Here is a 22,733-nt window from a genome sequence, read left to right as displayed (position 1 = left end):
TCCCGAGTACTCTGATCCATCTCCTGAACCGCTATCTCCACTGCTTTTACAAGCTTGCTTTGCTCAAATTCGATTTCACCCATTGGGTGACTCCTGTCTTTAGTCCGAAAACCTTGACACTACTACGTTTGAGCTAATTTTTGTAGATCTAACTGAGGAAAATAGGTTTAATGTGCGTATTTGCCATGCTTATTTACATTCCAGCTTTACTTGGTCTTGTTATATTTGTACCGGAGAATGTCAGTTGGGTACTGCTGATCATTGGCATCAGTTTTTTTATTTTTTCGGTACATAACGGTAAATTACAGCATGAAAATTACTGGATTTCCCGTCAACAGGCGATTCTGTTGGAGAAACAAGCAAACGATCTTGAAAATGCCAATAAAGCAAAATCGATTTTTCTGGCTGCCATGAGCCATGAAATACGCACACCTATGAACGGCGTACTTGGTATCGCGGAGCTTCTGGCTACAACATCACTGGATCAACACCAGAAAAATTATCTGAATATGATTTTCAGTTCTGGGCGTACACTTCTGCGCATCATTGACGATATTTTGGACTTCGCTAAAATTGAAGCCAACAAACTTACGTTAACCCATCAATTATTTTGCCTGCGCGATTTAATACATGAAGTTGAAATGCTGTTTCGCGTTCAGGCAAATGAAAAATCCCTGTATTTTGCCGTTAATTTCAAAAATGATTATGCAGACCAGTTAATTGGCGACCCTGACCGAATTAGACAGATTCTCTTTAATTTACTCAGTAACGCTTTTAAATTTACTGATGCAGGCAAAGTTCAGCTTGATGTGAACTGTACAGTGGATAATCAACAAAAAAAAGCTAAATTGCAACTGACTGTCACTGACACCGGCATTGGCATATCTGAGAAAAATCAGTCGCGGCTGTTTCATGCGTATTCACAAGTTGGAGATTCAACTCAACATATCAAAGGAACCGGATTAGGCCTGGTTATTACACAAAACCTATTGGCGCTAATGAACGGCACGATAAGTGTCTCAAGCGAACCGGGTAAAGGTTCAGTGTTTTCGGTAATTATTCCACTCGTGTATGCAGATAAATCAACCCAACCTTTACCAAATTACAGTCCTGGAACCATAAAACCGCGTACCGTTAATAAACACCCCATCCGAGTATTGGTTGTCGAGGACAACGCGGTTAATCAGATTGTCAGCAAAACTATGCTCGAACAGTTTAATTGTGAAGTTGACTTGGCCTGTCATGGCGCCGAAGCCATCGACATCTTTTCTAAACAACAATTTGATTTGATACTGATGGACTGTAACATGCCTGTCATGGATGGATTCGAGGCAACCAGACAAATACGCTTGCTTGAGCAAAATAATAACGCCAAGCCCACACCGATTGTCGCTGTTACAGCCCACGCATTTGACCATATTAAAAGTGAATGTTTAGCTGCCGGCATGAATGAGCACTTGAGCAAACCGTTCGACATGGCGCAACTTCGCACACTATTACAGCACCTATCACACCTTGCCAGAAATATTAAATAAAAGTATAAACGTGTTGCGCAAATTAAAAAAATGTGTAGTTGTTCAGTATCTTATCTGTTAATCAGTCTGAGAGATAAATTTGGGCAATTCACCTACAAAGAATAGCGTAAGCGCTTTAGAAGCAGAAAACCAGTAGTGACAAAATCCGGAAACCTATTGCTCAAGGAAAACCCGCTGCTGCGCTCAGACATCTCGCTGACTGGCGCCAACCAGCTGAATTCAGGTTCAGGTAATGAGAACGGCATACTGACCGCACTTTGGAAATATGAAAACGTTCGGCCGCGAACTATTGACACTCGTCAATTGATTCCTTAGGGGGTGTCGTCATCAGTGTCCGACAGCTGAATGCAATTCCAAAATTTTTAACAGATGTTCACGGTCGATCCAGCCAACCACCTCACCACTATCCATTACTGGCACCTGATTAATATTGTGCTCACGCATGATTTGCAGTACTTCAAACATGCTGTTGGCAGGATTCACAAGGTGAAAACGTTCCAGCGGAGTCATAAACTGGCGCACAGCGGTATTCGGCCATTGCGCGCGCGGACATTTCATCACATCATACAATGTAATTAAACCGACGGTTTTGTCGCCTTCGGTAACCAACGCAGACCGATGACCAGTCAGCAGCATTTGCGCATCAATCCAGTGAAGCAGACTCATGTCTGCGGATACTGTCGGCACTTCTTTTTGCATTACTTCACCAACAAGAACGTGCGCGGCCAGGCGCGATGAAAAGAAGGCACGCCGGCTCCCCTCCGCTGCCGCAAACAGAAACCAGCCCAGCGCCAGCAACCAGATGCCATTGAGCAGCATTCCTGGCTGCAATCCAACGACCACGCCCAGCAGCATAAGACCGTAGGCGACGACTTTTCCACCAATGACGGCCCATTGCATACCCTTGACAGCATCACCGGTAAAGTGCCACACTACCGCACGAAAAACCCGCCCACCGTCGAGTGGAAAACCAGGCACTAGATTAAATACCGCCAGAACGAAATTAATCGTTGCCAGCCAGTTAAAGGATTCGGCGGCTATTTCGCTATAGGGCGCCGACCATTGACTTAAAAAATAAAACAGAACAGCCAACGCAAAGCTGACCAGCGGACCGGCAATTGCAATATAGAATTCGGTTGCCGCGCTATTGGCATCCTTTTCGGTCTGTGCGATACCCCCAAATATAAATAGTGTAATCGCACGCACCTGAACACCCCGTGCAATCGCTACCAGACTATGTCCCAATTCGTGTAAAACAATGCTCACAAAATACATCAGCGTTGTCACCAATGCTGTCAACAACACCACACTGCCACTCCATTCGACATGCGTTTCCCTGAAATACGCTGCCAGCACGCCACTCAACAACAAAAAAACGATAAACCAGCTGTAATGCACCCCGATCCGAATACCCGACACTGTACCAATGCGATATGACGCTTCCAGCATTTAAATTACCTCCGTAAGAATTGGCAATTAGAACAACGATACACTGCATATTTGCCTGAAAATACTTTTCGCGTCAGAAGCTGTTTCGTCATTTCAATTGAACAGTTGTTGATGCCTGACAGCGCCATCAATACATACGTCGGCGGAAAAGCCAGGCAGTTGCAAACAGACTGAATATCGCAATTATTGCCATTGGCCAGTATTGCGCCAACGACTGCTTGATTTCTGTGCCTTCAAGAAACACGCCTCGTACGATTACCAGAAAATAACGCAATGGATTGATTAATTCCAGCATGCTGCCGATAGATGTAGCGAAACCGGACAAAATAACCGCAGGCGCCAGGAACAAAAACGCACCAAGCAGACCCTGTTGTTGCGTGGCCGACAGCGAAGAAATCATGCGTCCGATACCGATACTTGCAAGCAAGAATAAACAATCCAAAATAAAGCGCACCGCGTGACCCCCACAGGATCACCTCAAACCACCATACAGCGGCCAGGATAGTGAACGTCGGTTCCACCAGACCGATAATCAAACCTGGCGACAATTTGCCAATCAGTATTTCCACCGGCCTTAAAGATGTGACCAGCAATTGGTCAAAAGTTCCTTGTTCGCGCTCGCGCGCGATCGACAACGAGTGACGGGAAAAGACACTACCAGCGTCAGAAGTCCGATAATACCGGGCACGATAAACCATTGCGACGCCAGATTGCTGTTGAGCCAGGCGCGCATCACCATTTTTGCCGACGGCGTGCGCCGTGTACCGGCAGCATGTGTATATACTTGTCACCCCGTTTACTGATCCCGCCGGGCCTCTCTTGTCACCGCCGGAATGTTGCCGCGGCGTCAATCCAAAATATGCCGCCATGCTCGGCCAGGATTAAACCGTGCGGCATCTCCGACCGCAGCAACTGCAACCCGGAAGGATGTTTCGTCTACGTTGATTGCTGGTGCGTCGAGTATCCATACTGTAGCCTGATGCTCCCAAGTTGCCAACGCCTGGTGAGCCTGGTGACCGTATTAGCGCACATGCTGCCGCAAAGACAACTTACCACCGAGGATCTGGCTGATATTATTCATAAGCGGCACCGACCACGGCTCAGCGCTAAAGAGTCTTCTGCCAGGCGAAAAGTGGCTTTTGGGTAATCTGACAAAGTAGAATTAGGTTAAAACGAGAGAAATTCTAGATGGTCGTGCCGGACGCATACGGTTGGTCAAACACAAGTTGTTACAAACCATGCTGTTGCGTGAAGAACAAAGTCGCCTGGATGGACGTGTGGAGATTGATGATGCTTATTTTGGAGGCGAGAAGCGGGGAAAGCGCGGCCGGGGCGCCGCAAGTAAAACGCCATTTGTGGCAGCGATACAAACAAATAGCGAAGGCAGGCCACATTTTATGCGCTTAACACCTGTGGCGGGTTTTACGCATGAGGCGCTTAAACAGTGGTCAGCTGAATGTCTGGTATCTACTGCACATGTGGTATCCGATGGTTTATGGTGTTTCGGGGCTGTTACTCACACAGCAGCGCAGCATGAACGCCATGTTGTCGGCAACGGCAAAATCGCTGTACAACAGCCCCGAGTTTCATTGGGTCAACACGCTACTTGGCAATCTCAAGACTGCGCTCAGCGGAACATATCACGCATTTAATCACGCCAAGTACGCACACCGCTATCTTGCAGAATTTTCTTATCGTTTCAATCGCCGCTTTGATTTGGCTGCAATGGTACCACGCTTGCTGCGTGCTGCCGTTACTACGAATCCTCTTCAGTATATTGAGAGTTTCTGAGTCAGGTAACTAATCAGGAATATTATTAATCTCTGCTAGCCTAGAGCCTTATTTGTTCAACCATGCGGCAGCCTCCATCGCATAATACGTCAAAATTCCGTCAGCTCCAGCCCGTTTGAACGATAATAGCGCTTCTAACACACACGTTTCCTCATCCAACCACCCATTCATCGCTGCCGCTTTAAGCATTGCATACTCTCCACTCACCTGATAGACAAATGTGGGTGCCTGAAACTGATCTTTAATGCGACGCACAATATCCAAATAGGGCATACCCGGCTTGATCATGACCATGTCTGCACCTTCGGTTATATCTAACTCGGCTTCCCACAACGCCTCATTAGAATTAGCCGGATCCATTTGGTAGGTGTATTTATTTCCGCCGCCTAGATTAGCGGCAGATCCAACAGCGTCTCTGAATGGACCATAAAAGCTGGATGCATATTTTGCTGAGTAGGCAAGAATACACGTATGAATAAATTGATTATTATCCAATTTATCTCGAATGGCCTGGACACGCCCATCCATCATATCAGATGGCGCCACTATGTCAGCGCCTGCCTGCGCATGCACTAACGCCTGTTTACACAACACCTCCACAGTTTCATCATTCAAAACATAGCCATGTTCGTCAATCAATCCGTCATGACCATGGTTGGTATAAGGATCCAATGCGACATCAGTGATCACACCCAGCTCAGGAAAATTTTGTTTTAGCTGACGCACAACGCGCGGCACTAGTCCGTCCGGATTATAGGCTTCATCCGCCGAAAAATTTTTTAGATGCGCATCAATAACCGGGAAAATGGCTACTGCAGGAATACCCAGCGCCAAACAGCGTTCGGCTTGTTTCATCAGCAAGTCAGCTGACTGACGCATCACACCAGGCATAGAAGCTACTTTTTCTTCCTGGCGCACTCCGTCCAAAACAAATACAGGATAAATAAAATCATTTGCATGAAGGAGGTTTTCCTGAATCAGGCGGCGTGAAAAATTATCACGACGCAGGCGGCGCATTCTTTTTTTGGGAAACTGTCCGGATGAATTTATCATAATTATTTATTATCAATTAAATATTAAAAAACTATCTTTCCAGGGAACTTGTATGACAATTACGCTGTCACTCAAGTGGGCATAATAATTTTGTCCCCTGCCTTTCCTCCCTTGGGCAGGGCCTTATGTGATATTAAGGCGGTTCCCCCCGGTTTTTTACTCCCCTTTAACCGGGGGTCTTTTATTGACAAATCAGCCTTCATTTTGATTCTGTAAAATATACTTACAGTCTATCCAGTTGCACAACGCTTTATTAGCTTCCTCAATACCCGTAGCCCTAGTGCTCGAAAATAACTGAACACTCACGGAAGGGTAGTGAAGCACTAAACAATCCCTTACTTTATTCAACATACTATCAGCATGTCGTCGGCTTAACTTATCTGCTTTTGTCAGCATGATATGTACCGGTTTTCCAGTAACAGAAAACCAATCCAGCATCTGCAAATCAAGAGCCTTTAAAGGATGGCGAATATCCATTATCAAAACAAGACCCAGCAATGCTTTATGGGTCTGCAGATATTTGCTGAGGAGCGATTCCCAATGACGGCGCATATCCATGGATACTTTTGCATAACCATACCCAGGCAAATCCACCAAAAAAAGATTGCCTCTGATACGAAAATAATTAATTTGCTGTGTTCGTCCAGGAATTTTGCTGATAAATGCAAGTTTTTTTCTATGTGCCAGAGCATTTATCACGCTTGATTTACCGGCATTGGAACGGCCGGCAAATGCGATTTCTGCACAAGTATGCTCGGGCAAATCCTGAAACCGATTAACAGAAGTATAAAAAGACGCATCATGGAACAAAGACATATTTAGTTTACATTTTTTGATTTAGCTGCAAATCTTTTGCAATGCGCAGCAAACCTTCCACAACAAGATTGTCAATAACAATGACATCAAAATCGATATGCGGCAATAGTTCAGACAGACCGCCACCACTTATTAAACAATGCTTTATTACACTGCCTTGATGATACTTATACAACCGTAACATTCGTTCGATGGAACCAACAAGCGCTTGAATGATACCGCTGTATATCGCATCGGCAGTATTAACCGGAAAAATCCGGTACTGATGAATTTCTTCACTCAAATTAATTGGTGTAGTGCATTGAATACTTTTTTGCAAGCTATAGGGGCCTGGAATAATAATTCCACCCATAAAAACTCCATTACTGGATAACACATCAACGGTCATAGCTGTACCGACATCAATAACTATACAAGCTTCATGAAATTTATCCCATGCTGCAATCAATGCGGCCCAGCGATCGCTGCCAAGTTGGCGCGGATTCGCATAATTGTTTGTTACACCACATTGTTTAGACACCGCACTAATCCAATAAGGTTGAGTATTCCAAATCTTAAAATGTTGTTTCAGCCGAGCAGTCATGTCGGCTCCGGATACCTGGGAGATAATGATTGTATCGGGAGTTCTCAGCTTCTGCCAAACGTCATGCAGCTTATAAAGCTCGTGATTGCCAACCTGACTAGACATCAACTTCTGATCATTTTCGAAAATCGCCCATTTAAGAAATGAATTTCCAGAATCGACAGCAAGACAATACATATCAGTCTTTCGCTCTTATACTGATTTCCCCCATGCTAAAGATCTTACGGCCTGAAACGGTTCTCAGCACCAAAGATCCGTCATTTTGCACTCCCTCTACGACACCTTCAGCAATGGATCCGTCCGGAAATTTTAATACAACAGCTTGCCCATGATAAGCATCATAGCGCATCCACTCTTTACGGAAAAAAGAAAATCCATGGTCTTCGAATACAATTAAAACGTTGCGAAGCTCTATTAGAAGCAGCGCAAGTATGCGATTACGGTCAATCTGATGGCCTGCCATTCCAAATAAATCGGCCACAGCATAATCCATAAACTTTGCCAGATTTGGTGCCAGTTTAAAATTGATTCCTATTCCTATAACAGCGGCAACTGAATTATGGCTGCTTGTGCTACATTCTATTAATATCCCGGCAAGTTTCTTGTTGTTGTATAAAACATCGTTCGGCCATTTAAGAAAAATGTTAGGAAGTAATAAGCGCCTAAGAACCCTGACCAGACTGACACCAAGAACCAGACTTAATGCATGGATATTTTGAGAATTGCGTGTAAAACGCCACAGAAAAGAAAAGGTTAAACTACCCCCCAGGTTAGAAAACCAATCTCTATTTTTTGTACCCCTGCCGCTTGTTTGCCATTCAGCGACAACAACAGGTATACGTATATGCTTGAGGTAAAACGTTTTATTACGAATAAGATAGTTATTTGTAGAATCTAACAAATCAAATTTTATTAGATTAAACAGATAACTGAACTTATTTAAATATGAATTGAGACTGTCTTCGTCTATCCAAATAAATGGCAGACGCCAGCAAATACCAACACCTTTTATTTGTGTAATTAAGATGCCATGAAATGAAAAATCAGATATATATTTAAATAAAGTAAAGGAAGAACAATTAAGCTCAGCAGATAAGGACTTAAAAGTATGTATTTTTTTATCCGATAAAATTCTTAATAAATGAAAAAGATCTACCGTACTTTTGGTATACATTTACCATGTACACGCGATTTATTGAAAATTAATAGATTCCGTTGATACACTGTTCAAAATGCTTTACACTTGCGTTTAATCAAACCTTTTAAACAAGTCACACCCAATCTATTGGTTTTCATTTGTTTCATCTTCAGTTTCTTCATCAATGGATACTGGGCGATCAACTAACTCCACCAAAGCCATAGGTGCATTGTCTCCTTTACGAAATCCATACTTTAAAATTCTAATATAACCGCCTGGACGTTGAGCATAACGAGGCCCTAGTTCTGAAAACAACTTAGTGACAATTTCACGATCACGCAGCTTGTTAAATGCTTTGCGTTTATTTGAAAAATTCGATATTTTACCAAGTGTAATCATGGGTTCAGCATAGCTTCTTAATTCTTTCGCTTTTGGCAAAGTCGTTTTTATGACCTCATGCCGCAACAATGAATTCGTCATGTTACGAAACATAGCAGAACGATGGCTACTTGTTCTATTTAATTTTCGAAAGGCGTTATGATGACGCATGGTTAATATCCTTTGAATGATTTTCTAAATTAGCAGGGGGCCAATTGTCTAACTTCATGCCTAAAGTTAATTCACGCGCTGCTAAAACCTCTTTTATTTCATTTAGCGATTTTCTACCTAAATTGGGTGTACGCAGCAATTCTGCTTCAGTACGCTGAATTAAATCACCAATATAATAAATATTTTCTACTTTTAGACAATTCGCAGAACGCACGGTTAGTTCCAAATCATCAACTGGTCTCAATAAAACCGGGTCAATTTGTGGTACTTGAGGCTGTTCAGTTGGTATTGGAGTGCTTTCTAAATCTGCAAAAACTGATAGTTGCTGAACTAATACCCGCGCTGCATATCTGATAGCTTCTTCAGGATCAACAACACCGTTGGTTTCTATATCCATGATCAATTTATCAAGGTCAGTTCTTTGCTCGACTCTTGCACTTTCCACTGTATAGCTAACCCGCTTAATAGGACTAAAGGAAGCATCTAGTAAAATGGTACCAATACTTTTTTCTTCTTGTGTCATTTGACGGGCGGTTGCAGGAACATAACCTCTACCACGCGAGACTTTAAGTTGTATATCTAGTTTCCCTCCCGTTGTAAGATGCGCAATCACATGATCCGGATTCAATATTTCGACATCATGACTCGCTTCAATATCATTCGCAGTAACAACGCCTTTCCCCGATTTATTGAGCCGCAAGGTCACTTCCTCAGAAGCGTGTAGTTTTAAAACGATACCTTTTATATTCAATAAAATATCAACTACATCTTCCTGCACGCCATCTAATGTCGAATACTCATGGACAACTCCTGCAATCTTTACTTCAGTAGGCGCATAACCTGACATAGAAGATAAAAGAATTCTTCGTAAAGCGTTTCCTAGTGTATAGCCATACCCTCTTTCAAATGGTTCCATTACAACTTTTGCATGTAATGGTGATATATTCTGAACATCAATAATACGAGGTGTTAATATATCATTGCCTAGCATTGAGTAACCTTAAAGAAAGTGACATTATTTTAAAATTTATTTTGAATACAATTCAACAACCAGCGATTCATTAATTGTTGAAGGAAGATCGGTGCGGTCAGGTTTATTTTTATACGTTCCTTTCATGGCTTTTACATCAACCTCAATCCATGAAGGAAATCCACGATCATCTGCTGATTGCAAGGAAGACTTAATACGCAGTTGTTCTCTTGCTTTCTGGTCTACTTCGATAGCATCCCCTGGCGTCACTATGTACGAAGGTATATTCACACGGTTTCCATTAACCAATATGCTGTTATGGCGTATAATCTGCCGCGATTCGGCGCGTGACGCGCCAAACCCCATTAAGTAAACAAGATTGTCTAAACGGCTTTCTAACAGTTGCAGCAGATTGTCACCTGTAACGCCACGTTGTTTGTCAGCTTTTTTGTAAACAATTCTGAACTGCTTTTCTAATAGACCGTAAATTCGTCTGATTTTTTGTTTCTCTCTCAATTGAACGCCATAATCAGATATCCGCCCTTTCTTCTGCCCATGTTGGCCTGGCGGATAGTTTCTACGTTCGATTGCACATTTATCTGTAAAGCATTTATCGCCTTTTAGAAATAATTTTTCTCCTTCGCGGCGACATAGTTTACATTTAGAATCAAGATATCGGGCCAAAAGATTTCTCCTTAAATGCGACGTTTCTTAGGCGGTCTACACCCATTGTGTGGAATTGAAGTAACATCTGAAATACTAATAATTTTAAAACCGGCACCGTTCAGGGCACGCACTGCTGAATCCCGCCCAGGACCTGGTCCTTTGATTTTAACTTCAAGGTTTTTAACGCCGCATTCAATAGCTGCTTTGCCTGCTATCTCGGCAGCAACCTGTGCGGCAAAAGGGGTACTTTTACGCGAACCTTTGAAACCTGCTCCTCCAGAAGTCGCCCATGATAATGCATTGCCCTGGCGATCTGTAATCGTAATAATCGTATTATTAAAAGATGCATGTATGTGGGCGACCCCTTCCGACACATTCTTCTTTATTTTTTTCCGTGCCCGTACACTAGATTTAACCATTCAAACTTTCCTAATAAAATCTTATTAATATTACCTTGCTCGTATCGCTTTACGTGGTCCCTTGCGTGTACGCGCATTAGTCCGAGTTCTCTGTCCTCTAACTGGCAGGCCGCGCCTATGGCGATACCCACGATAGCATCCCAGGTCCATCAATCTTTTGATATTCATCGACACTTCACGGCGCAGATCACCTTCAATGACATATTTCGATATATGATCGCGAAGTGCATCTAGTTGAGATTCAGTAAGTTCTTTCAACTTAATATGCGTTGGTATATTTAATTCACCGCATATTTCTACAGACCGTGAACGACCTATGCCATAGATGGCTGTCAATGCAATCTCAACATGTTGGTGATTAGGTAAATTTACTCCAGCTATGCGTGCCATTTTATAACCTGTTATGAATTAGTCGGTCCTAGCCTTGCTTTTGTTTGTGCCTAGGATCAGTACAAATAACCCGGACAACCCTGTTTCTTTTAATTATTTTGCAATTTCTACAAATTTTTTTTACTGATGCTAATACTTTCATGAGGGCTCCTTCATCAAATTCTTATTTTGCTCGAAACGTGATGCGAGCACGGGTTAAGTCGTAAGGCGTTAAATCTACCGTCACTTTATCACCTGGCAGTATCCTTATGTAATGCATACGCATTTTTCCGGATATATGCGCTAAGACAACATGTCCATTTTCCAGCTTAACCTTGAAAGTAGCATTCGGCAGTGTTTCAAGTACCTCGCCTTGCATTTGGATCGTTTCTTCTTTAGCCATGTAATCTAGGAACAGTTATCTAGCAGGAAGGCGCCCACTATTTCCTTTCAAATTTGCCTTCTTTAACAAGCTGTCATACTGCGACGACATGACATGTGATTGCACCTGCGACATAAAGTCCATTGTTACTATGACTATGATTAACAGCGAGGTACCGCCAAAATAAAAAGGGACATTCCATTTCAGAATCAAAAATTCAGGTAACAGACAAACTAAGGTCACATAAATAGAACCTACTAGCGTCAACCTCAACATAATTCTTTCGATATAACGTGTTGTTTGGTCACCTGGTCTAATGCCGGGTATAAATGCACCACTTTTCTTTAAGTTGTCCGAAGTTTCTTTTGGATTAAATACCAGCGCAGTGTAAAAAAAACAAAAGAATATGATCATAGACGCGTATAAAAAAACATAAAGAGGCTGGCCAGGCGATAAAGCTGCACTTACATCACGCAACCATATCATAGACTCGCCTGATGCAAACCAGCTCGCCATTGTTGCAGGAAATAAAATGATGCTAGATGCAAATATAGGCGGAATAACACCTGCCATATTTAACTTCAAGGGCAAATGAGAGCTTTGCCCACCGTATATCTTTTTTCCTACCTGACGTTTCGCATAATTCACTAAAATGCGCCGCTGTCCTTTTTCGACGAACACGACAAAACCTGTAACTAATGCAGCTCCGATAAAAATAAATAAAGCTACTAAAAAATGCATGGAACCCGTACTTACAAGATCAAGTGTGCCCCCAATAGCGCTCGGTAATCCGGCGGCTATGCCTGCAAAAATAATCAAAGAAATACCATTACCAATTCCACGTTCCGTTATTTGCTCACCCAGCCACATCAAAAATATAGTTCCGGTCACCAGCGTAATTACCGTCGTTAGAACAAACATCGGACCAGGATTTATGACTAATCCAGCCTGGGACTGCAATGCTATAGAAATTCCATAACTTTGTACTAACGCTAACAGTAAAGTTCCGTAACGTGTATATTGCGTTATTTTTCTTCGCCCACTTTCACCTTCTTTTTTCAAGGCTTCAAGATAAGGTACTGCCACTGTGCCCAATTGCATTATAATTGAAGCCGATATGTATGGCATGATACCTAAAGCAAAAATAGAAAACCTTGATAGCGCGCCGCCCGAGAACATATTAAACATTCCCAGAACACCACCTTGCTGAGAATCAAATAAATCTTTCAATACATCTGGATCAATTCCAGGGACAGGAACGTGCGCTCCGATTCTATAGACAATAAGAGCCAGCAATAAAAACCAAAGCCGACGTTTTAAGTCGGCAAACTTATCAACCGGTTTATGTGTAAATCCTCTATTAGCCAATTGTTTACCTTTTATTACTTGATGCTGCCACCAGCAGCTTCAATTATTTTCTTCACTCCTTTTGAAACGTTGACGCCTTCAAAATTGAGCTTGGTTTTTAAAGACCCATGTCTTGATAAATAAAATTTTATCTGGTCAGCATGTCGTGACATCGAAGTATTGTTTTTGATCCAGTTTATATCAATAATCGCGTTATTTTCTGCATTTAGTAAAATATTAGAGCGCAAGCTAAAAGTCTTTGATGCTTTAGAGGAAGTAAATCCTCTTTTGGGAAGTCGTCTGTATAATGGCATTTGACCACCTTCAAATCCTATTTTATGAAATCCTCCGGTTCGTGATTTCTGTCCCTTGTGTCCTCTACCTGCGGTTTTTCCATTACCACATCCGATGCCTCTGCCGACTCTTTTGCGCTGTTTGCTAGCACCTTCGTTACTTTTGATTGTATTCAAATACATTTCATTCACACTTAACAAGATATTGAACTTTTTGCACCATTCCTCGAATTGCTGGTGTATCTTCCAACTCAGAAACACTATTAATTTTCCGTAAACCAAGTCCTTTTATCGTTGCTCGATGGCTTCGTTTGGTACCGATCAGACTTTTAATTAACGTGAGCTTTAATTTTTTGTTACTTTTTGCGTTCATTTTTTGTTCTATTAACTTTCCAATATATCTTCAACGGATTTTCCGCGTTTAGCGGCTATGTCTGCAGGGGTATTCATTGAATAAAGTCCTTGCAATGTCGCTCTTACAACATTGTAAGGATTTGTTGATCCAATACATTTAGCCAGTATATTATGCATACCCATTACTTCAAATATAGCTCGCATTGGTCCTCCTGCGATTATACCCGTACCTTCTGGTGCTGGTTGCATATATACTCTGGCTGAGCCATGCCTCCCAATTATGGGGTGATAAATGGTACCATTTTTTAGCTTAACCTTTATCATAGAACGTTTGGCTTCATCCATCGCTTTTTGAACGGCAACGGGGACTTCTCGAGACTTTCCTTTACCCATCCCAACTCCACCATCTCCGTCTCCAACAACTGTTAATGCAGCAAAACCAAGAATGCGTCCACCTTTGACAACTTTGGTCACTCGATTTATCGAAACCATTTTTTCTCTTAAATCTTCTTGAACGGAACCATCCTGTATAGAAATTTTTCTGTTTGGTTTAGCCATAATAATTTTTGCTTTAAAATTTTAACCCATTTTTTCTAGCTGATTCTGCTAATGCTTTGACACGTCCATGATATTTATAACCAGAACGATCAAATGCTATTTCGCCGATTCCTAATTTTTTAGCTTTTTCAGCGATATTCTGACCAACAATTGATGCTGCAGCTGTATTATTACCTAGAGCAAAATCTTTTCTGATATCAGCTTCCAAAGTGGACGCACTAGCTAAAGTCTGACTCTTTGCATCATCAATTAATTGCGCATAAATGTGCTGGTTCGTACGATGAACTGACAAGCGAATTTTGCCAAGTTTTGCTATTTTAATTCTGGTTTGCTTTGCTTTTCTAAGTCTATTTTGTTTAAGATTTAGCATGGTAGTAAGTATTAATAGCTATTTTTTCTTCGCTTCTTTCAAAATTACGGTTTCATCTTCATAACGTATACCTTTGCCTTTATAAGGTTCTGGCTGTCTGAATGCACGTATTTCAGCTGCAATCTGACCAACCTTCTGTTTGTCAATTCCTTTAATAACAATTTCGGTTGGCGCAGGTATTACAACCTGAATGTCTTCAGGTATCTGATAATTTATTGGATGAGAGTAGCCCAGGTTAAGATTAATATTCTTACCATTGACCTGAGCACGATAACCGACACCCACAAGCTGTAATTTTTTTTCAAATCCGGATGAGACGCCCTTTACCATATTCGCTACTAACGAACGTGTTGTTCCTGACATAGCATTTAATTCTTTTGAATTAGTTACCTGCCCCACAACCAACGTATTGTTCTCTTGCTTTAAAAGCAGTTGTGGATCAAGCTTTTGTTCTAAAACTCCATTAGGCCCTCTAACTGTTATTTTTGCCGCAGTAATCGTAACCTCAACATTTGACGGTATTGGAACAGGGTTTTTACTAACTCTTGACATTTATTATTCCTTTGTTATACCACTTCACACAAAATTTCACCGCCTATTCCAGACGATTGTGCTTTTTTTCCTGTCATGACGCCTTGCGATGTTGATACGATTGCAATCCCTAAGCCACTCATAACTTGTGGTATTTCACTGGCTGATTTATATATGCGCAAGCCTGGTTTACTTATTCGTTTAACTGTTTCGATAACTGGGAAACCTGAATAATACTTTAACGCAATTTCCAACTGAGAATGCTTACCTACTGCCTTTTTCTGATAATCTTCAATATAGCCTTCATCTTTTAAAACAGACGCTATATCCGCTTTAATTTTAGAAAAAGGGATACCTACCGTTTTTTTTCTAGCCATTTGTGCATTTCGAATGCGTGTTAGCATATCCGCTATTGGATCACTCATACTCATGTTTATGGTTTACCTAAATATGTGCAATAACTTTTATTTATACTAGTATTCACCAACTTGCCTTAATTATTCCAGGTATCTTGCCGCTCATTGCAATATCACGCAGTTTAGATCTTCCCAAACCAAATTTGGAATAAACACCACGTGAACGTCCTGTTATTGAGCAACGGTTACATAATCTGACTGGACTGGAATTTCGTGGCAAATTTTGTAACTCTATTCGGGCTTCAAATCGATCGGCGTCTGCCAAAGATTGATCATTGATTTTAGTTAACAGTATTTTTCTACGCTCAGCAAATTTTTGAACGATTCGTTGTCTTTTATTATTTCTATTGATAATTGCTTTTTTTGCCATTTTATTTTCAATTTCTAAATGGAAAGTTGAATGCGCTTAAAAGCGCTTTTGCTTCTTCATCATTTTTAGCCGTTGTATTTATTGTTATATTCAACCCTCGAATTGCATCAATTTTGTCATAGTCAATTTCTGGAAAAATAATCTGCTCTTTAATTCCCATATTGTAATTACCTCGTCCATCAAACGACTTCGCGGACATACCACGAAAATCTCTTATCCTCGGTATTGCAATTGAAATCAGCCTGTCGAGAAATTCATACATATGCACTCCTCTAAGGGTGACCATACAACCAACAGGATAACCTTCACGCACTTTAAAGGAAGCAATTGACTTTTTTGCCCGTGTAATAATAGGTTGTTGACCAGCAATTCTTCCTAGATCAGAGATTGCATTGTCCACCACTTTTTTATCGACGGTTGCCTCACCAAGTCCAATATTAAGGGTGATTTTGGAAACTTTTGGAGTTTCCATTACTGACTTATAACCAAATTTATCGGTTAACTGTTTTACTACATTGGTTTTGTAAAATTCTTGTAGACGACTCATTTTATTTCAACTGTTATATTAAACTTTCTCGCCATTCGATCTAAAAATCCGTATTTTTTTTTGATCTGAATCATACGTAAAACCAACACGATCATTTTTTTTAGCCGTTACGTTATACAACGCCACATTCGAGATATGGATTGGCAAATCAACATTCACTATGCCCCCAGCAGCCCCAGTTGAAGGGTTTGGCTTCTGATGCTTTTTTGCAGAATTGACTCCCTGTACAAAAACTTTGTCAAGACCGGATAATTTAGCTACTGTGCCTCGTTTACCCCTATCCTTTCCAGAGAGAATAACGACGTCATCGCCTTTTTTAATTTTTCTCATCAACATTTCCAAATGTTTATAAAACCTCAGGAGCCAACGATACAATTTTCATAAATCGTGCGCTTCTTAATTCTCTTGTTACTGGGCCAAAAATCCGGGTTCCAATTGGTTCTAGTTTATTATTCAACAACACTGCCGCATTGCCATCAAATTTTAATAATGAGCCATCGACGCGTCTTACTCCTTTAGCTGTACGTACTACAACTGCGTTGAATACATCTCCTTTTTTTACTCTGCCTCTTGGAGCAGCATCTTTAACGCTGACTTTTATTATATCCCCAATACCTGCATAGTGTCTTTTTGAGCCACCAAGCACTTTAATACACATTACCGCTCTCGCCCCCGTGTTATCAGCGACTTTGAGCACTGATTGCATTTGAATCATTATAAATTCACTTTAATCTGGTTAAATTTAAAACTATAATTTAAAAAATGTTTATTAGCTTCAGCTCAATGGCGGGTTTACTTTAAAAATTACAGCGCCCTATGTTTGAAAAGATTAAATATCCGGCCTCAAGAAAATGTGCGATTCTACTGATTTATCGTGACTTGCGCAAGCTAGTGATAAGATCATCATGGTGATTTATGTTAATGCTGTTTGCGAAAGTACTTTTACAACGCGCCATGACTTAGTTTTGGATATGGGCCGACATTCTTCTATCAAAACAATGTCACCGATTTGACACGCATCTGTTTCATCATGAGCATGGTATTTTTTGGATCTAGAAATAATTTTTCCATATAAAGGATGTTTGACTCTACGATCTACTAATACAGTCACGGTTTTACTGGTTTTATTACTAGTAACTTTTCCACTCTGAGTACGGTTTAATTTCTCGTTCTTCATTTATCATTACTTTTCTGTGTCAAAATAGTTTTTATTCTTGCAATATCTCTTCTTACTTTTTTTAACTGATTGGGATTAGATATTTGTTGGGTAGCCAACTGCATTCTTAAACCAAATTGTGCTCTTAATAATGAATGCAACTCTGTATTGAGTTCGAACAGGTTCATTTTTCTTAATTCACTTGCCTTCATTGTTACTACCCACCTAACTGACGCGTTGTAAATATAGTTTTAACCGGCAATTTTGCTGCAGCGAGCCGAAATGCTTCGCGGGCAAGTTCTTCATTCACACCATCCATTTCATATAACATTTTACCTGGCTTAATCTCTGCAACAAAATATTCTGGATTCCCTTTACCCTTACCCATTCTAACTTCTGCTGGTTTATGCGAGATCGGTTTATCCGGAAATATTCTAATCCAAATACGCCCCCCTCTCTTGATGTGCCTTGTCATTGCCCGTCGTGCAGCTTCTATTTGTCTAGCAGTAATGCGACCTCTTTCAACTGCTTTTAAACCAAACTCACCAAAGCTGACTTTGGCACCACGTGTTGCTATACCTGTATTACGCCCTTTTTGCTGTTTTCTATATTTTGTTCTAGCTGGCTGCAACATCTTTATCTCCAGGATCTTTATTTAAATTAGGCGTTTTACTAGCAGTATCTTGGTAAACTAATCTATCCTTTTTATTGGCTTTTTTCTTGTCTGTTTCAAAAGCACCGGGTAATGTTGTTAAAGCTGAATTATTTTCTTTCCCCAGTGCTTCTCCTTTAAATATCCAGACCTTAATACCAATTATTCCATACGTTGTATGAGCCTCAGATGTTGCGTAGTCTAAATCAGCTCGTAAAGTATGAAGTGGCACTCTGCCTTCTCTATACCACTCTGTACGTGCAATTTCTATACCGTTGAGCCGCCCTGAACTCATGATTTTAATGCCTTGCGCTCCTAATCGCATTGCATTTTGCATTGCTCTTTTCATAGCTCGGCGAAACATGATGCGTTTTTCCAATTGTTGAGCGATGTTATCAGCGATTAACTGCGCATCAAGTTCAGGCTTTCTGATTTCCTCGATATTTACATGAACAGGGACACCCATTCTTTTTTGAAGCTCTGTACGTAACAACTCAATATCTTCACCCTTTTTGCCAATTACAACTCCAGGACGTGCACTATAAATTGTAATCCTCGCATTTTTAGAAGGTCTTTCTATCAAAACTTTGCCAACTGATGCATGTTTTAATTTATTGGATAAAAAATCCCGTACTTTAATATCTTCATTAAGCATCAAAGCAAAATTATTGCTATTTGCATACCATTTAGACAGCCAATTTCTTTGAACTGAAAGGCGAAATCCTGTTGGATGTATTTTTTGACCCATTTCTATTGCCTATTGTTGTAAGTACGACTATTTTTAGTCTGCTACTGTTATAGTGATATGACAAGTTGGTTTCATGATACGATTACCTCTACCTTTTGCGCGTGCACTTGATCTTGGCATAAATGCAGCTCTGTCAACATAAATACTAGAAATCTTTAGCTCATCTATATCAGCGCCATTATTATGCTCTGCATTTGCAATCGCTGATTCTAGCAATTGCCGTATAATAATTGCAGCCTTTTTAGGGCTAAACAGAAGCACGCTGATGGCTTTATCAACAGGCAGTCCTCTGATTTGGTCCGCAATTAATCTTCCTTTTTGCGCTGATAGCCGAACACCTTTTAGTTTTGCAGTCGTTTCCATTATTAGCAATCTTAACGTTTACTTGTTTTTTTATCTGCGGCATGTCCTTTAAATGTCCGCGTTTGCGCAAATTCACCTAATTTGTGACCCACCATATTTTCTGTCACAAAAATGGGAACATGTTGACGGCCATTATGTACTGAAATAGTCAGGCCGATAAAGTTTGGAAGAATTGTTGACCTTCTTGACCATGTTTTAATTGGCCGCTTATCATTCGAATCCTGTGCTTTCTCAACTTTTGAGACCAGATGCGAATCAACAAAAGGACCCTTTTTTATTGATCTTGCCATTGCTTAATTAACCTTTTCTTGAATAGCGATGTCTCACGATCATCATGTCTGTACGCTTATTTGAGCGCGTTCTATAGCCTTTTGCCGGGTTACCCCATGGGCTTACCGGATGCCGTCCACCTGAGGTTCGTCCCTCCCCTCCGCCATGCGGATGGTCTATGGGATTCATTGCAACACCACGTACCGTTGGTCTAATGCCGCGCCAGCGAGTGGCGCCTGCTTTACCAATTGATCTTAAACTATGCTCTGCATTACTAACTTCACCAACAGTTGCTTTGCAATCGATGTGTACTTTTCGTATTTCACCCGAACGCAATTTCAATTGCGCATAATTTCCATCTCTTGCTTGTAACTGAGCAGACGCACCGGCCGAGCGCGCCAACTGAGCACCTTTTCCAGGCATCAGTTCGATACAATGTACAACAGTCCCCACCGGCATACCACGCAAAGCTAAAGCATCACCCGGTTTAATTTGAGCGCTACCACCACTTGCAACCGTCCCGCCTTTTTTCAATCCTTTTGGAGCAATGATGTACCTTCTTTCTCCATCAAGATAACATATCAAAGCTATATTGGCTGAGCGATTAGGGTCATACTCGATTCTTTCTACAATTGCTGGTATGTTATCTTTGTTACGTTTGAAATCTATTTTTCGATAATACTGCTTATGCCCACCACCCCTATGACGCGTAGTTATTTTTCCGGTATTATTTCGACCGGCTTGTTTTTTTTGTTTTTCAATTAAACTTTTGTAAGGACTGCCTTTATGCAGTTCTTTATGTACTAACCGAACTACAGAACGTTTTCCCGGAGATGTAGGCCTAAGCTTTACCAGCGCCATTATTTACCCTCTGCTTTCGTTAAATTAGTAAAAGTAAGTTCTTGTCCTTCTTTTATACTGACAATTGCTTTTTTCCAGTTATTACGTCGTCCCATCAATCGTCCAAAGCGTTTTTGTTTTCCCTTTACATTGATTGTTTGAACTTTTTTAACTTCAATTTTCTGATCTTTCCACAGCAACTCAACCGCTGCTTTTATTTCTTTTTTGGTGGCATTTTTTAAAACCCGAAAAATAGTCTGATTATGTGCCTCACCAATAAAAGTACCTTTCTCTGAAATATAGGGGGCCTGTATCACATTCATCAGCCGTTCATAATTATTTACCTGTTTGCTCATGTAAATAACTCCTCGAGTCTTTTTATGCCATCCGATGTGATCAATATATTTTTGAATTTTAATAGACTATAAGGATCTACCTGGCTTACATCCATTGCATGTGCAGTTGGTAAATTCCTGGAAGAAAGATAAAGATTCTCATCTATTTCATTGACAAGAAGAAGCACATCCTCATACCCAAGATTTTGGAGTTTTTCAGTTAATTCTTTTGTTTTGTGCGAGCTTAATGAAATTGAATCAATAACGGTTAGTCTTTTATCACGTATGAGTTTAGATAAAATAACACTCATACCAGCTCGATACATTTTTTTGTTTAACTTTTTGGCAAAATTATCTTCCGGACTATTTGGAAAAACTTTTCCGCCGCCACGCCAAATAGGGTTAGATACACTACCAGTCCTTGCTCGGCCACTTCCTTTCTGCCGCCATGGTTTGCGACCTGAACATGCGACATCGGATCTGCCCTTTTGTGCCCGAGTTCCACTTCTTGCATTTGATAAGTATGAGGTCACAACTTGGTGAACAAGCGCCTCATTATACTGTCTATCAAACAGAGTGTCTGAAACAGTGATATTACCTATATCCTGTTTTTGATCATTAATCAGTTTAAGGTCCATTGTTGAACTACCTTAATTAATTTATTTTATTGTTTTACTTTAACGCTTGGGCGAATGATAACTTTTCCACCTTTTGAGCCCGGAAACGAACCTTTTATAAGCAGCAAGTTTTTTTCCTTATCAATCCTGATAATTTCCAAGTTTTGAATTGTTTTTCTCACGTTACCCATTTGCCCTGACATTCGCTTTCCAGGAAAAATTCTACCTGGGTCCTGAGCCATACCTATTGATCCCGGTTTTCTATGGGCTTTAGAATTACCATGTGTCGTTCTATTCGCTGAAAAATTATGCCGCTTAATGGTGCCGGCATAGCCTTTACCAATTGTTATTCCAGAAATATCAACTTTTTGTCCTTCTTGAAATATATCAATTTCAATAAATGCGCCATTCTTTAGTTTTCCTAGTGCTTCATCTGAGTGAAGCCGGAACTCTTTGATTATTTCACCTGCCTCTGCACCCGCTTTTGAATAATGTCCAGCCAGCGGCTTGTTAATACGAACAGCTCGTTTTTTTCCAAAAGCCAATTGAATTGCAGAATAACCATCTGTTTCTTTCGATTTAATCTGTATCACACGATTCTGCGAAACATCAATGACTGTCACTGGCAAACTAGTCCCATTTTCTGTAAAAACCCGTGTCATACCAACTTTTCTGCCAATCAAACCTAAACTCATTACTTTTCCTATTTTTCTGGGCTAGAGTCACTCATCAAATGTGGATTTTTTAATCAACATATGCTAAAGCTTGATTTCCACGTCAACACCGGCGGGCAAATCTAGCTTCATTAAAGCATCAACCGTTTTATCTGTAGGATCTATAATATCCATCAATCTGAGATGTGTTCTTATTTCAAATTGATCGCGCGATGTTTTATTGACATGTGGAGAGCGCAACACATCAAATCTTTCTACTCTTGTTGGCAAAGGCACCGGCCCTTTAACAACAGCTCCAGTTCTTTTTGCTGTATCAACTATCTCGAGAGCCGACTTATCAATAAGACGATAATCAAATGCTTTGAGACGTATTCTAATTTTTTGATTTTGCATATTCCACTTCCGAGTTTTTAAATTGATTACTTTTAGCAATTACCAATATTTAAAAACAATCAATCAACTCAATTAGCTGGTTATTCTATGATCTTAGCAACCACGCCTGCGCCAACTGTTCTGCCGCCTTCACGGATCGCAAACCGCAGCCCTTCGTCCATTGCAATCGGCGCAATCAG

Annotated in this window: 38 protein-coding genes and 1 pseudogene; 3 read left to right on the top strand and 36 right to left on the bottom strand. The window is 40.8% G+C overall.

Going from position 1 to position 22,733, the window contains the following annotated elements; translation table 11 throughout:
• Nucleotides 1-185: 185 nt before the first annotated feature.
• The gene (locus BMY60_RS12035; protein ID WP_177166664.1) at nt 186-1,535 is read left to right on the top strand and encodes a response regulator; all 1,350 of its coding nucleotides are present in this window, start codon (nt 186-188) and stop codon (nt 1,533-1,535) included.
• A gap of 327 nt (nt 1,536-1,862) precedes the next feature.
• Here the strand turns inward: BMY60_RS12035 and BMY60_RS12025 are convergent, their stop codons facing one another.
• Together BMY60_RS12025 and BMY60_RS16340 are read right to left on the bottom strand one after the other, a co-directional pair.
• The gene (locus BMY60_RS12025) at nt 1,863-2,984 is read right to left on the bottom strand and encodes a site-2 protease family protein (protein ID WP_090333917.1); all 1,122 of its coding nucleotides are present in this window, start codon (nt 2,982-2,984) and stop codon (nt 1,863-1,865) included.
• 127 nt (nt 2,985-3,111) lie between these two features.
• Nucleotides 3,112-3,411, bottom strand: coding sequence for an ABC transporter permease (locus BMY60_RS16340; RefSeq protein ID WP_256250815.1), 300 nt, complete (start codon nt 3,409-3,411; stop codon nt 3,112-3,114).
• A gap of 784 nt (nt 3,412-4,195) precedes the next feature.
• Between BMY60_RS16340 and BMY60_RS12015 the strand changes: the two genes are divergently transcribed.
• The gene (locus tag BMY60_RS12015; RefSeq protein ID WP_090333916.1) at nt 4,196-4,636 is read left to right on the top strand and encodes an IS1595 family transposase; all 441 of its coding nucleotides are present in this window, start codon (nt 4,196-4,198) and stop codon (nt 4,634-4,636) included.
• Nucleotides 4,518-4,775: a transposase gene (locus tag BMY60_RS16720; protein WP_371264211.1), complete on the top strand. Its 258-nt coding sequence runs from the start codon at nt 4,518-4,520 to the stop codon at nt 4,773-4,775. Before BMY60_RS12015 ends, BMY60_RS16720 begins: the two co-directional genes overlap by 119 nt.
• A gap of 48 nt (nt 4,776-4,823) precedes the next feature.
• Here the strand turns inward: BMY60_RS16720 and hemB are convergent, their stop codons facing one another.
• The 34 genes and pseudogenes from hemB to BMY60_RS11840 form a co-directional block, all read right to left on the bottom strand.
• Nucleotides 4,824-5,828: a porphobilinogen synthase gene (gene hemB, locus BMY60_RS12005; protein WP_256250814.1), complete on the bottom strand. Its 1,005-nt coding sequence runs from the start codon at nt 5,826-5,828 to the stop codon at nt 4,824-4,826.
• A 192-nt stretch (nt 5,829-6,020) separates the two neighbouring features.
• A complete protein-coding gene (gene yihA, locus BMY60_RS12000; RefSeq protein ID WP_090333913.1) occupies nt 6,021-6,644 on the bottom strand; it encodes a ribosome biogenesis GTP-binding protein YihA/YsxC in 624 nt (207 codons plus the stop codon).
• 7 nt (nt 6,645-6,651) lie between these two features.
• Nucleotides 6,652-7,404, bottom strand: a complete 753-nt coding sequence (locus BMY60_RS11995; protein WP_090333911.1) for a type III pantothenate kinase — start codon at nt 7,402-7,404, stop codon at nt 6,652-6,654.
• Between the two features lies 1 nt (nt 7,405).
• The gene (locus BMY60_RS11990) at nt 7,406-8,401 is read right to left on the bottom strand and encodes a biotin--[acetyl-CoA-carboxylase] ligase (RefSeq protein WP_090333910.1); all 996 of its coding nucleotides are present in this window, start codon (nt 8,399-8,401) and stop codon (nt 7,406-7,408) included.
• A 108-nt stretch (nt 8,402-8,509) separates the two neighbouring features.
• Nucleotides 8,510-8,914, bottom strand: a complete 405-nt coding sequence (rplQ, locus tag BMY60_RS11985) for a 50S ribosomal protein L17 (RefSeq protein ID WP_090333908.1) — start codon at nt 8,912-8,914, stop codon at nt 8,510-8,512.
• A complete protein-coding gene (rpoA, locus tag BMY60_RS11980) occupies nt 8,901-9,905 on the bottom strand; it encodes a DNA-directed RNA polymerase subunit alpha (protein WP_090333907.1) in 1,005 nt (334 codons plus the stop codon). The genes rplQ and rpoA overlap by 14 nt, the downstream gene beginning before the upstream one ends.
• A gap of 36 nt (nt 9,906-9,941) precedes the next feature.
• Nucleotides 9,942-10,568 (bottom strand): 30S ribosomal protein S4, encoded by a 627-nt coding sequence (rpsD, locus tag BMY60_RS11975; RefSeq protein WP_090333905.1) that lies wholly within the window; start codon nt 10,566-10,568, stop codon nt 9,942-9,944.
• An 11-nt stretch (nt 10,569-10,579) separates the two neighbouring features.
• Nucleotides 10,580-10,969, bottom strand: coding sequence for a 30S ribosomal protein S11 (gene rpsK, locus BMY60_RS11970; protein WP_090333904.1), 390 nt, complete (start codon nt 10,967-10,969; stop codon nt 10,580-10,582).
• Between the two features lie 30 nt (nt 10,970-10,999).
• Nucleotides 11,000-11,359 (bottom strand): 30S ribosomal protein S13, encoded by a 360-nt coding sequence (gene rpsM / locus BMY60_RS11965; protein ID WP_090333902.1) that lies wholly within the window; start codon nt 11,357-11,359, stop codon nt 11,000-11,002.
• A 28-nt stretch (nt 11,360-11,387) separates the two neighbouring features.
• On the bottom strand, nt 11,388-11,501 hold the full coding sequence (gene rpmJ / locus BMY60_RS11960) for a 50S ribosomal protein L36 (protein ID WP_090333901.1): 114 nt from the start codon (nt 11,499-11,501) through the stop codon (nt 11,388-11,390).
• Between the two features lie 21 nt (nt 11,502-11,522).
• On the bottom strand, nt 11,523-11,741 hold the full coding sequence (infA, locus tag BMY60_RS11955; protein WP_090333899.1) for a translation initiation factor IF-1: 219 nt from the start codon (nt 11,739-11,741) through the stop codon (nt 11,523-11,525).
• 15 nt (nt 11,742-11,756) lie between these two features.
• Nucleotides 11,757-13,088: a preprotein translocase subunit SecY gene (gene secY / locus BMY60_RS11950; RefSeq protein ID WP_090333897.1), complete on the bottom strand. Its 1,332-nt coding sequence runs from the start codon at nt 13,086-13,088 to the stop codon at nt 11,757-11,759.
• Nucleotides 13,089-13,102: 14 nt separating this feature from the next.
• Nucleotides 13,103-13,543, bottom strand: a complete 441-nt coding sequence (gene rplO / locus BMY60_RS11945; RefSeq protein ID WP_090333896.1) for a 50S ribosomal protein L15 — start codon at nt 13,541-13,543, stop codon at nt 13,103-13,105.
• A 1-nt stretch (nt 13,544) separates the two neighbouring features.
• The gene (gene rpmD, locus BMY60_RS11940; RefSeq protein WP_090333894.1) at nt 13,545-13,733 is read right to left on the bottom strand and encodes a 50S ribosomal protein L30; all 189 of its coding nucleotides are present in this window, start codon (nt 13,731-13,733) and stop codon (nt 13,545-13,547) included.
• Nucleotides 13,734-13,744: 11 nt separating this feature from the next.
• Nucleotides 13,745-14,272 carry a 30S ribosomal protein S5 gene (rpsE, locus tag BMY60_RS11935; protein WP_090333892.1) on the bottom strand — a complete coding sequence of 176 codons (528 nt, stop codon included), beginning with the start codon at nt 14,270-14,272 and terminating at the stop codon, nt 13,745-13,747.
• Nucleotides 14,273-14,285: 13 nt separating this feature from the next.
• Complete coding sequence (gene rplR, locus BMY60_RS11930) at nt 14,286-14,642, bottom strand: 50S ribosomal protein L18 (protein ID WP_090333891.1); 357 nt, start codon at nt 14,640-14,642, stop codon at nt 14,286-14,288.
• Nucleotides 14,643-14,660: 18 nt separating this feature from the next.
• A complete protein-coding gene (rplF, locus tag BMY60_RS11925; protein ID WP_090333889.1) occupies nt 14,661-15,194 on the bottom strand; it encodes a 50S ribosomal protein L6 in 534 nt (177 codons plus the stop codon).
• Between the two features lie 14 nt (nt 15,195-15,208).
• Nucleotides 15,209-15,604 carry a 30S ribosomal protein S8 gene (rpsH, locus tag BMY60_RS11920; RefSeq protein WP_090333888.1) on the bottom strand — a complete coding sequence of 132 codons (396 nt, stop codon included), beginning with the start codon at nt 15,602-15,604 and terminating at the stop codon, nt 15,209-15,211.
• A gap of 49 nt (nt 15,605-15,653) precedes the next feature.
• Nucleotides 15,654-15,959, bottom strand: coding sequence for a 30S ribosomal protein S14 (gene rpsN / locus BMY60_RS11915; RefSeq protein WP_090333886.1), 306 nt, complete (start codon nt 15,957-15,959; stop codon nt 15,654-15,656).
• A gap of 7 nt (nt 15,960-15,966) precedes the next feature.
• Nucleotides 15,967-16,506 carry a 50S ribosomal protein L5 gene (rplE, locus tag BMY60_RS11910; RefSeq protein ID WP_090333885.1) on the bottom strand — a complete coding sequence of 180 codons (540 nt, stop codon included), beginning with the start codon at nt 16,504-16,506 and terminating at the stop codon, nt 15,967-15,969.
• An 18-nt stretch (nt 16,507-16,524) separates the two neighbouring features.
• On the bottom strand, nt 16,525-16,836 hold the full coding sequence (rplX, locus tag BMY60_RS11905; RefSeq protein ID WP_090333883.1) for a 50S ribosomal protein L24: 312 nt from the start codon (nt 16,834-16,836) through the stop codon (nt 16,525-16,527).
• 16 nt (nt 16,837-16,852) lie between these two features.
• The gene (rplN, locus tag BMY60_RS11900) at nt 16,853-17,221 is read right to left on the bottom strand and encodes a 50S ribosomal protein L14 (RefSeq protein WP_090333882.1); all 369 of its coding nucleotides are present in this window, start codon (nt 17,219-17,221) and stop codon (nt 16,853-16,855) included.
• Nucleotides 17,222-17,419: 198 nt separating this feature from the next.
• Entirely contained in the window at nt 17,420-17,683 is a 264-nt protein-coding gene (gene rpsQ / locus BMY60_RS11895) for a 30S ribosomal protein S17 (protein ID WP_090333880.1), read from the bottom strand.
• Entirely contained in the window at nt 17,680-17,874 is a 195-nt protein-coding gene (gene rpmC / locus BMY60_RS11890; protein ID WP_090333879.1) for a 50S ribosomal protein L29, read from the bottom strand. The genes rpsQ and rpmC overlap by 4 nt, the downstream gene beginning before the upstream one ends.
• A gap of 5 nt (nt 17,875-17,879) precedes the next feature.
• Nucleotides 17,880-18,296, bottom strand: a complete 417-nt coding sequence (gene rplP, locus BMY60_RS11885) for a 50S ribosomal protein L16 (protein ID WP_090333877.1) — start codon at nt 18,294-18,296, stop codon at nt 17,880-17,882.
• Complete coding sequence (rpsC, locus tag BMY60_RS11880; RefSeq protein ID WP_256250813.1) at nt 18,280-19,062, bottom strand: 30S ribosomal protein S3; 783 nt, start codon at nt 19,060-19,062, stop codon at nt 18,280-18,282. The genes rplP and rpsC overlap by 17 nt, the downstream gene beginning before the upstream one ends.
• Before the next feature lie 33 nt (nt 19,063-19,095).
• Entirely contained in the window at nt 19,096-19,425 is a 330-nt protein-coding gene (gene rplV / locus BMY60_RS11875; protein ID WP_090333876.1) for a 50S ribosomal protein L22, read from the bottom strand.
• A gap of 11 nt (nt 19,426-19,436) precedes the next feature.
• Nucleotides 19,437-19,715 (bottom strand): 30S ribosomal protein S19, encoded by a 279-nt coding sequence (gene rpsS, locus BMY60_RS11870; protein ID WP_090333874.1) that lies wholly within the window; start codon nt 19,713-19,715, stop codon nt 19,437-19,439.
• Between the two features lie 7 nt (nt 19,716-19,722).
• Nucleotides 19,723-20,556: a 50S ribosomal protein L2 gene (rplB, locus tag BMY60_RS11865; RefSeq protein WP_090333873.1), complete on the bottom strand. Its 834-nt coding sequence runs from the start codon at nt 20,554-20,556 to the stop codon at nt 19,723-19,725.
• Nucleotides 20,556-20,891, bottom strand: a complete 336-nt coding sequence (rplW, locus tag BMY60_RS11860; RefSeq protein WP_090333871.1) for a 50S ribosomal protein L23 — start codon at nt 20,889-20,891, stop codon at nt 20,556-20,558. The genes rplB and rplW overlap by 1 nt, the downstream gene beginning before the upstream one ends.
• Complete coding sequence (gene rplD, locus BMY60_RS11855) at nt 20,888-21,508, bottom strand: 50S ribosomal protein L4 (protein WP_090333870.1); 621 nt, start codon at nt 21,506-21,508, stop codon at nt 20,888-20,890. Before rplD ends, rplW begins: the two co-directional genes overlap by 4 nt.
• 26 nt (nt 21,509-21,534) lie before the next feature.
• A complete protein-coding gene (gene rplC / locus BMY60_RS11850; RefSeq protein ID WP_090333868.1) occupies nt 21,535-22,182 on the bottom strand; it encodes a 50S ribosomal protein L3 in 648 nt (215 codons plus the stop codon).
• 63 nt (nt 22,183-22,245) lie between these two features.
• Nucleotides 22,246-22,554, bottom strand: a complete 309-nt coding sequence (gene rpsJ, locus BMY60_RS11845; RefSeq protein WP_090333867.1) for a 30S ribosomal protein S10 — start codon at nt 22,552-22,554, stop codon at nt 22,246-22,248.
• An 80-nt stretch (nt 22,555-22,634) separates the two neighbouring features.
• A pseudogene (locus tag BMY60_RS11840) lies at nt 22,635-22,733 on the bottom strand (elongation factor Tu); the annotation flags it as partial.

The organism is Nitrosomonas sp. Nm51 (assembly GCF_900111165.1).
In the GTDB taxonomy this organism is placed as follows: Bacteria; Pseudomonadota; Gammaproteobacteria; order Burkholderiales; family Nitrosomonadaceae; genus Nitrosomonas.
The sequence above is the reverse complement of the archived record's forward strand: the minus strand, read 5'-3'. Positions and strand labels throughout refer to the sequence as shown.

Excerpts from the sequence above, each read along its gene's own strand:
- BMY60_RS16720 (WP_371264211.1), top strand. The coding sequence starts at position 4,518 with ATGAACGCCATGTTGTCGGCAACGGCAAAATCGCTGTACAACAGCCCC.
- rpsM (WP_090333902.1), bottom strand. The coding sequence starts at position 11,359 with ATGGCACGCATAGCTGGAGTAAATTTACCTAATCACCAACATGTTGAG.
- rpsQ (WP_090333880.1), bottom strand. The coding sequence starts at position 17,683 with ATGAAGAACGAGAAATTAAACCGTACTCAGAGTGGAAAAGTTACTAGT.
- yihA (WP_090333913.1), bottom strand. The coding sequence starts at position 6,644 with ATGTCTTTGTTCCATGATGCGTCTTTTTATACTTCTGTTAATCGGTTT.
- rpoA (WP_090333907.1), bottom strand. The coding sequence starts at position 9,905 with ATGCTAGGCAATGATATATTAACACCTCGTATTATTGATGTTCAGAAT.
- BMY60_RS11990 (WP_090333910.1), bottom strand. The coding sequence starts at position 8,401 with ATGTATACCAAAAGTACGGTAGATCTTTTTCATTTATTAAGAATTTTA.
- rpsJ (WP_090333867.1), bottom strand. The coding sequence starts at position 22,554 with ATGCAAAATCAAAAAATTAGAATACGTCTCAAAGCATTTGATTATCGT.
- BMY60_RS12025 (WP_090333917.1), bottom strand. The coding sequence starts at position 2,984 with ATGCTGGAAGCGTCATATCGCATTGGTACAGTGTCGGGTATTCGGATC.
- rplQ (WP_090333908.1), bottom strand. The coding sequence starts at position 8,914 with ATGCGTCATCATAACGCCTTTCGAAAATTAAATAGAACAAGTAGCCAT.
- hemB (WP_256250814.1), bottom strand. The coding sequence starts at position 5,828 with ATGATAAATTCATCCGGACAGTTTCCCAAAAAAAGAATGCGCCGCCTG.
- rplF (WP_090333889.1), bottom strand. The coding sequence starts at position 15,194 with ATGTCAAGAGTTAGTAAAAACCCTGTTCCAATACCGTCAAATGTTGAG.
- rpsK (WP_090333904.1), bottom strand. The coding sequence starts at position 10,969 with ATGGTTAAATCTAGTGTACGGGCACGGAAAAAAATAAAGAAGAATGTG.
- rplX (WP_090333883.1), bottom strand. The coding sequence starts at position 16,836 with ATGAGAAAAATTAAAAAAGGCGATGACGTCGTTATTCTCTCTGGAAAG.
- rplB (WP_090333873.1), bottom strand. The coding sequence starts at position 20,556 with ATGGCGCTGGTAAAGCTTAGGCCTACATCTCCGGGAAAACGTTCTGTA.
- rpsN (WP_090333886.1), bottom strand. The coding sequence starts at position 15,959 with ATGGCAAAAAAAGCAATTATCAATAGAAATAATAAAAGACAACGAATC.
- rpsC (WP_256250813.1), bottom strand. The coding sequence starts at position 19,062 with ATGGGTCAAAAAATACATCCAACAGGATTTCGCCTTTCAGTTCAAAGA.
- rplP (WP_090333877.1), bottom strand. The coding sequence starts at position 18,296 with ATGTTGCAGCCAGCTAGAACAAAATATAGAAAACAGCAAAAAGGGCGT.
- rpmJ (WP_090333901.1), bottom strand. The coding sequence starts at position 11,501 with ATGAAAGTATTAGCATCAGTAAAAAAAATTTGTAGAAATTGCAAAATA.
- rpsH (WP_090333888.1), bottom strand. The coding sequence starts at position 15,604 with ATGAGTATGAGTGATCCAATAGCGGATATGCTAACACGCATTCGAAAT.
- BMY60_RS11995 (WP_090333911.1), bottom strand. The coding sequence starts at position 7,404 with ATGTATTGTCTTGCTGTCGATTCTGGAAATTCATTTCTTAAATGGGCG.
- rplV (WP_090333876.1), bottom strand. The coding sequence starts at position 19,425 with ATGGAAACGACTGCAAAACTAAAAGGTGTTCGGCTATCAGCGCAAAAA.
- rpsS (WP_090333874.1), bottom strand. The coding sequence starts at position 19,715 with ATGGCAAGATCAATAAAAAAGGGTCCTTTTGTTGATTCGCATCTGGTC.
- rplR (WP_090333891.1), bottom strand. The coding sequence starts at position 14,642 with ATGCTAAATCTTAAACAAAATAGACTTAGAAAAGCAAAGCAAACCAGA.
- rplO (WP_090333896.1), bottom strand. The coding sequence starts at position 13,543 with ATGTATTTGAATACAATCAAAAGTAACGAAGGTGCTAGCAAACAGCGC.
- rplD (WP_090333870.1), bottom strand. The coding sequence starts at position 21,508 with ATGGACCTTAAACTGATTAATGATCAAAAACAGGATATAGGTAATATC.
- rplW (WP_090333871.1), bottom strand. The coding sequence starts at position 20,891 with ATGAGCAAACAGGTAAATAATTATGAACGGCTGATGAATGTGATACAG.
- rplE (WP_090333885.1), bottom strand. The coding sequence starts at position 16,506 with ATGAGTCGTCTACAAGAATTTTACAAAACCAATGTAGTAAAACAGTTA.
- BMY60_RS12035 (WP_177166664.1), top strand. The coding sequence starts at position 186 with ATGCTTATTTACATTCCAGCTTTACTTGGTCTTGTTATATTTGTACCG.
- rpmD (WP_090333894.1), bottom strand. The coding sequence starts at position 13,733 with ATGAACGCAAAAAGTAACAAAAAATTAAAGCTCACGTTAATTAAAAGT.
- infA (WP_090333899.1), bottom strand. The coding sequence starts at position 11,741 with ATGGCTAAAGAAGAAACGATCCAAATGCAAGGCGAGGTACTTGAAACA.
- rplC (WP_090333868.1), bottom strand. The coding sequence starts at position 22,182 with ATGAGTTTAGGTTTGATTGGCAGAAAAGTTGGTATGACACGGGTTTTT.
- rplN (WP_090333882.1), bottom strand. The coding sequence starts at position 17,221 with ATGATTCAAATGCAATCAGTGCTCAAAGTCGCTGATAACACGGGGGCG.
- rpsE (WP_090333892.1), bottom strand. The coding sequence starts at position 14,272 with ATGGCTAAACCAAACAGAAAAATTTCTATACAGGATGGTTCCGTTCAA.
- rpmC (WP_090333879.1), bottom strand. The coding sequence starts at position 17,874 with ATGAAGGCAAGTGAATTAAGAAAAATGAACCTGTTCGAACTCAATACA.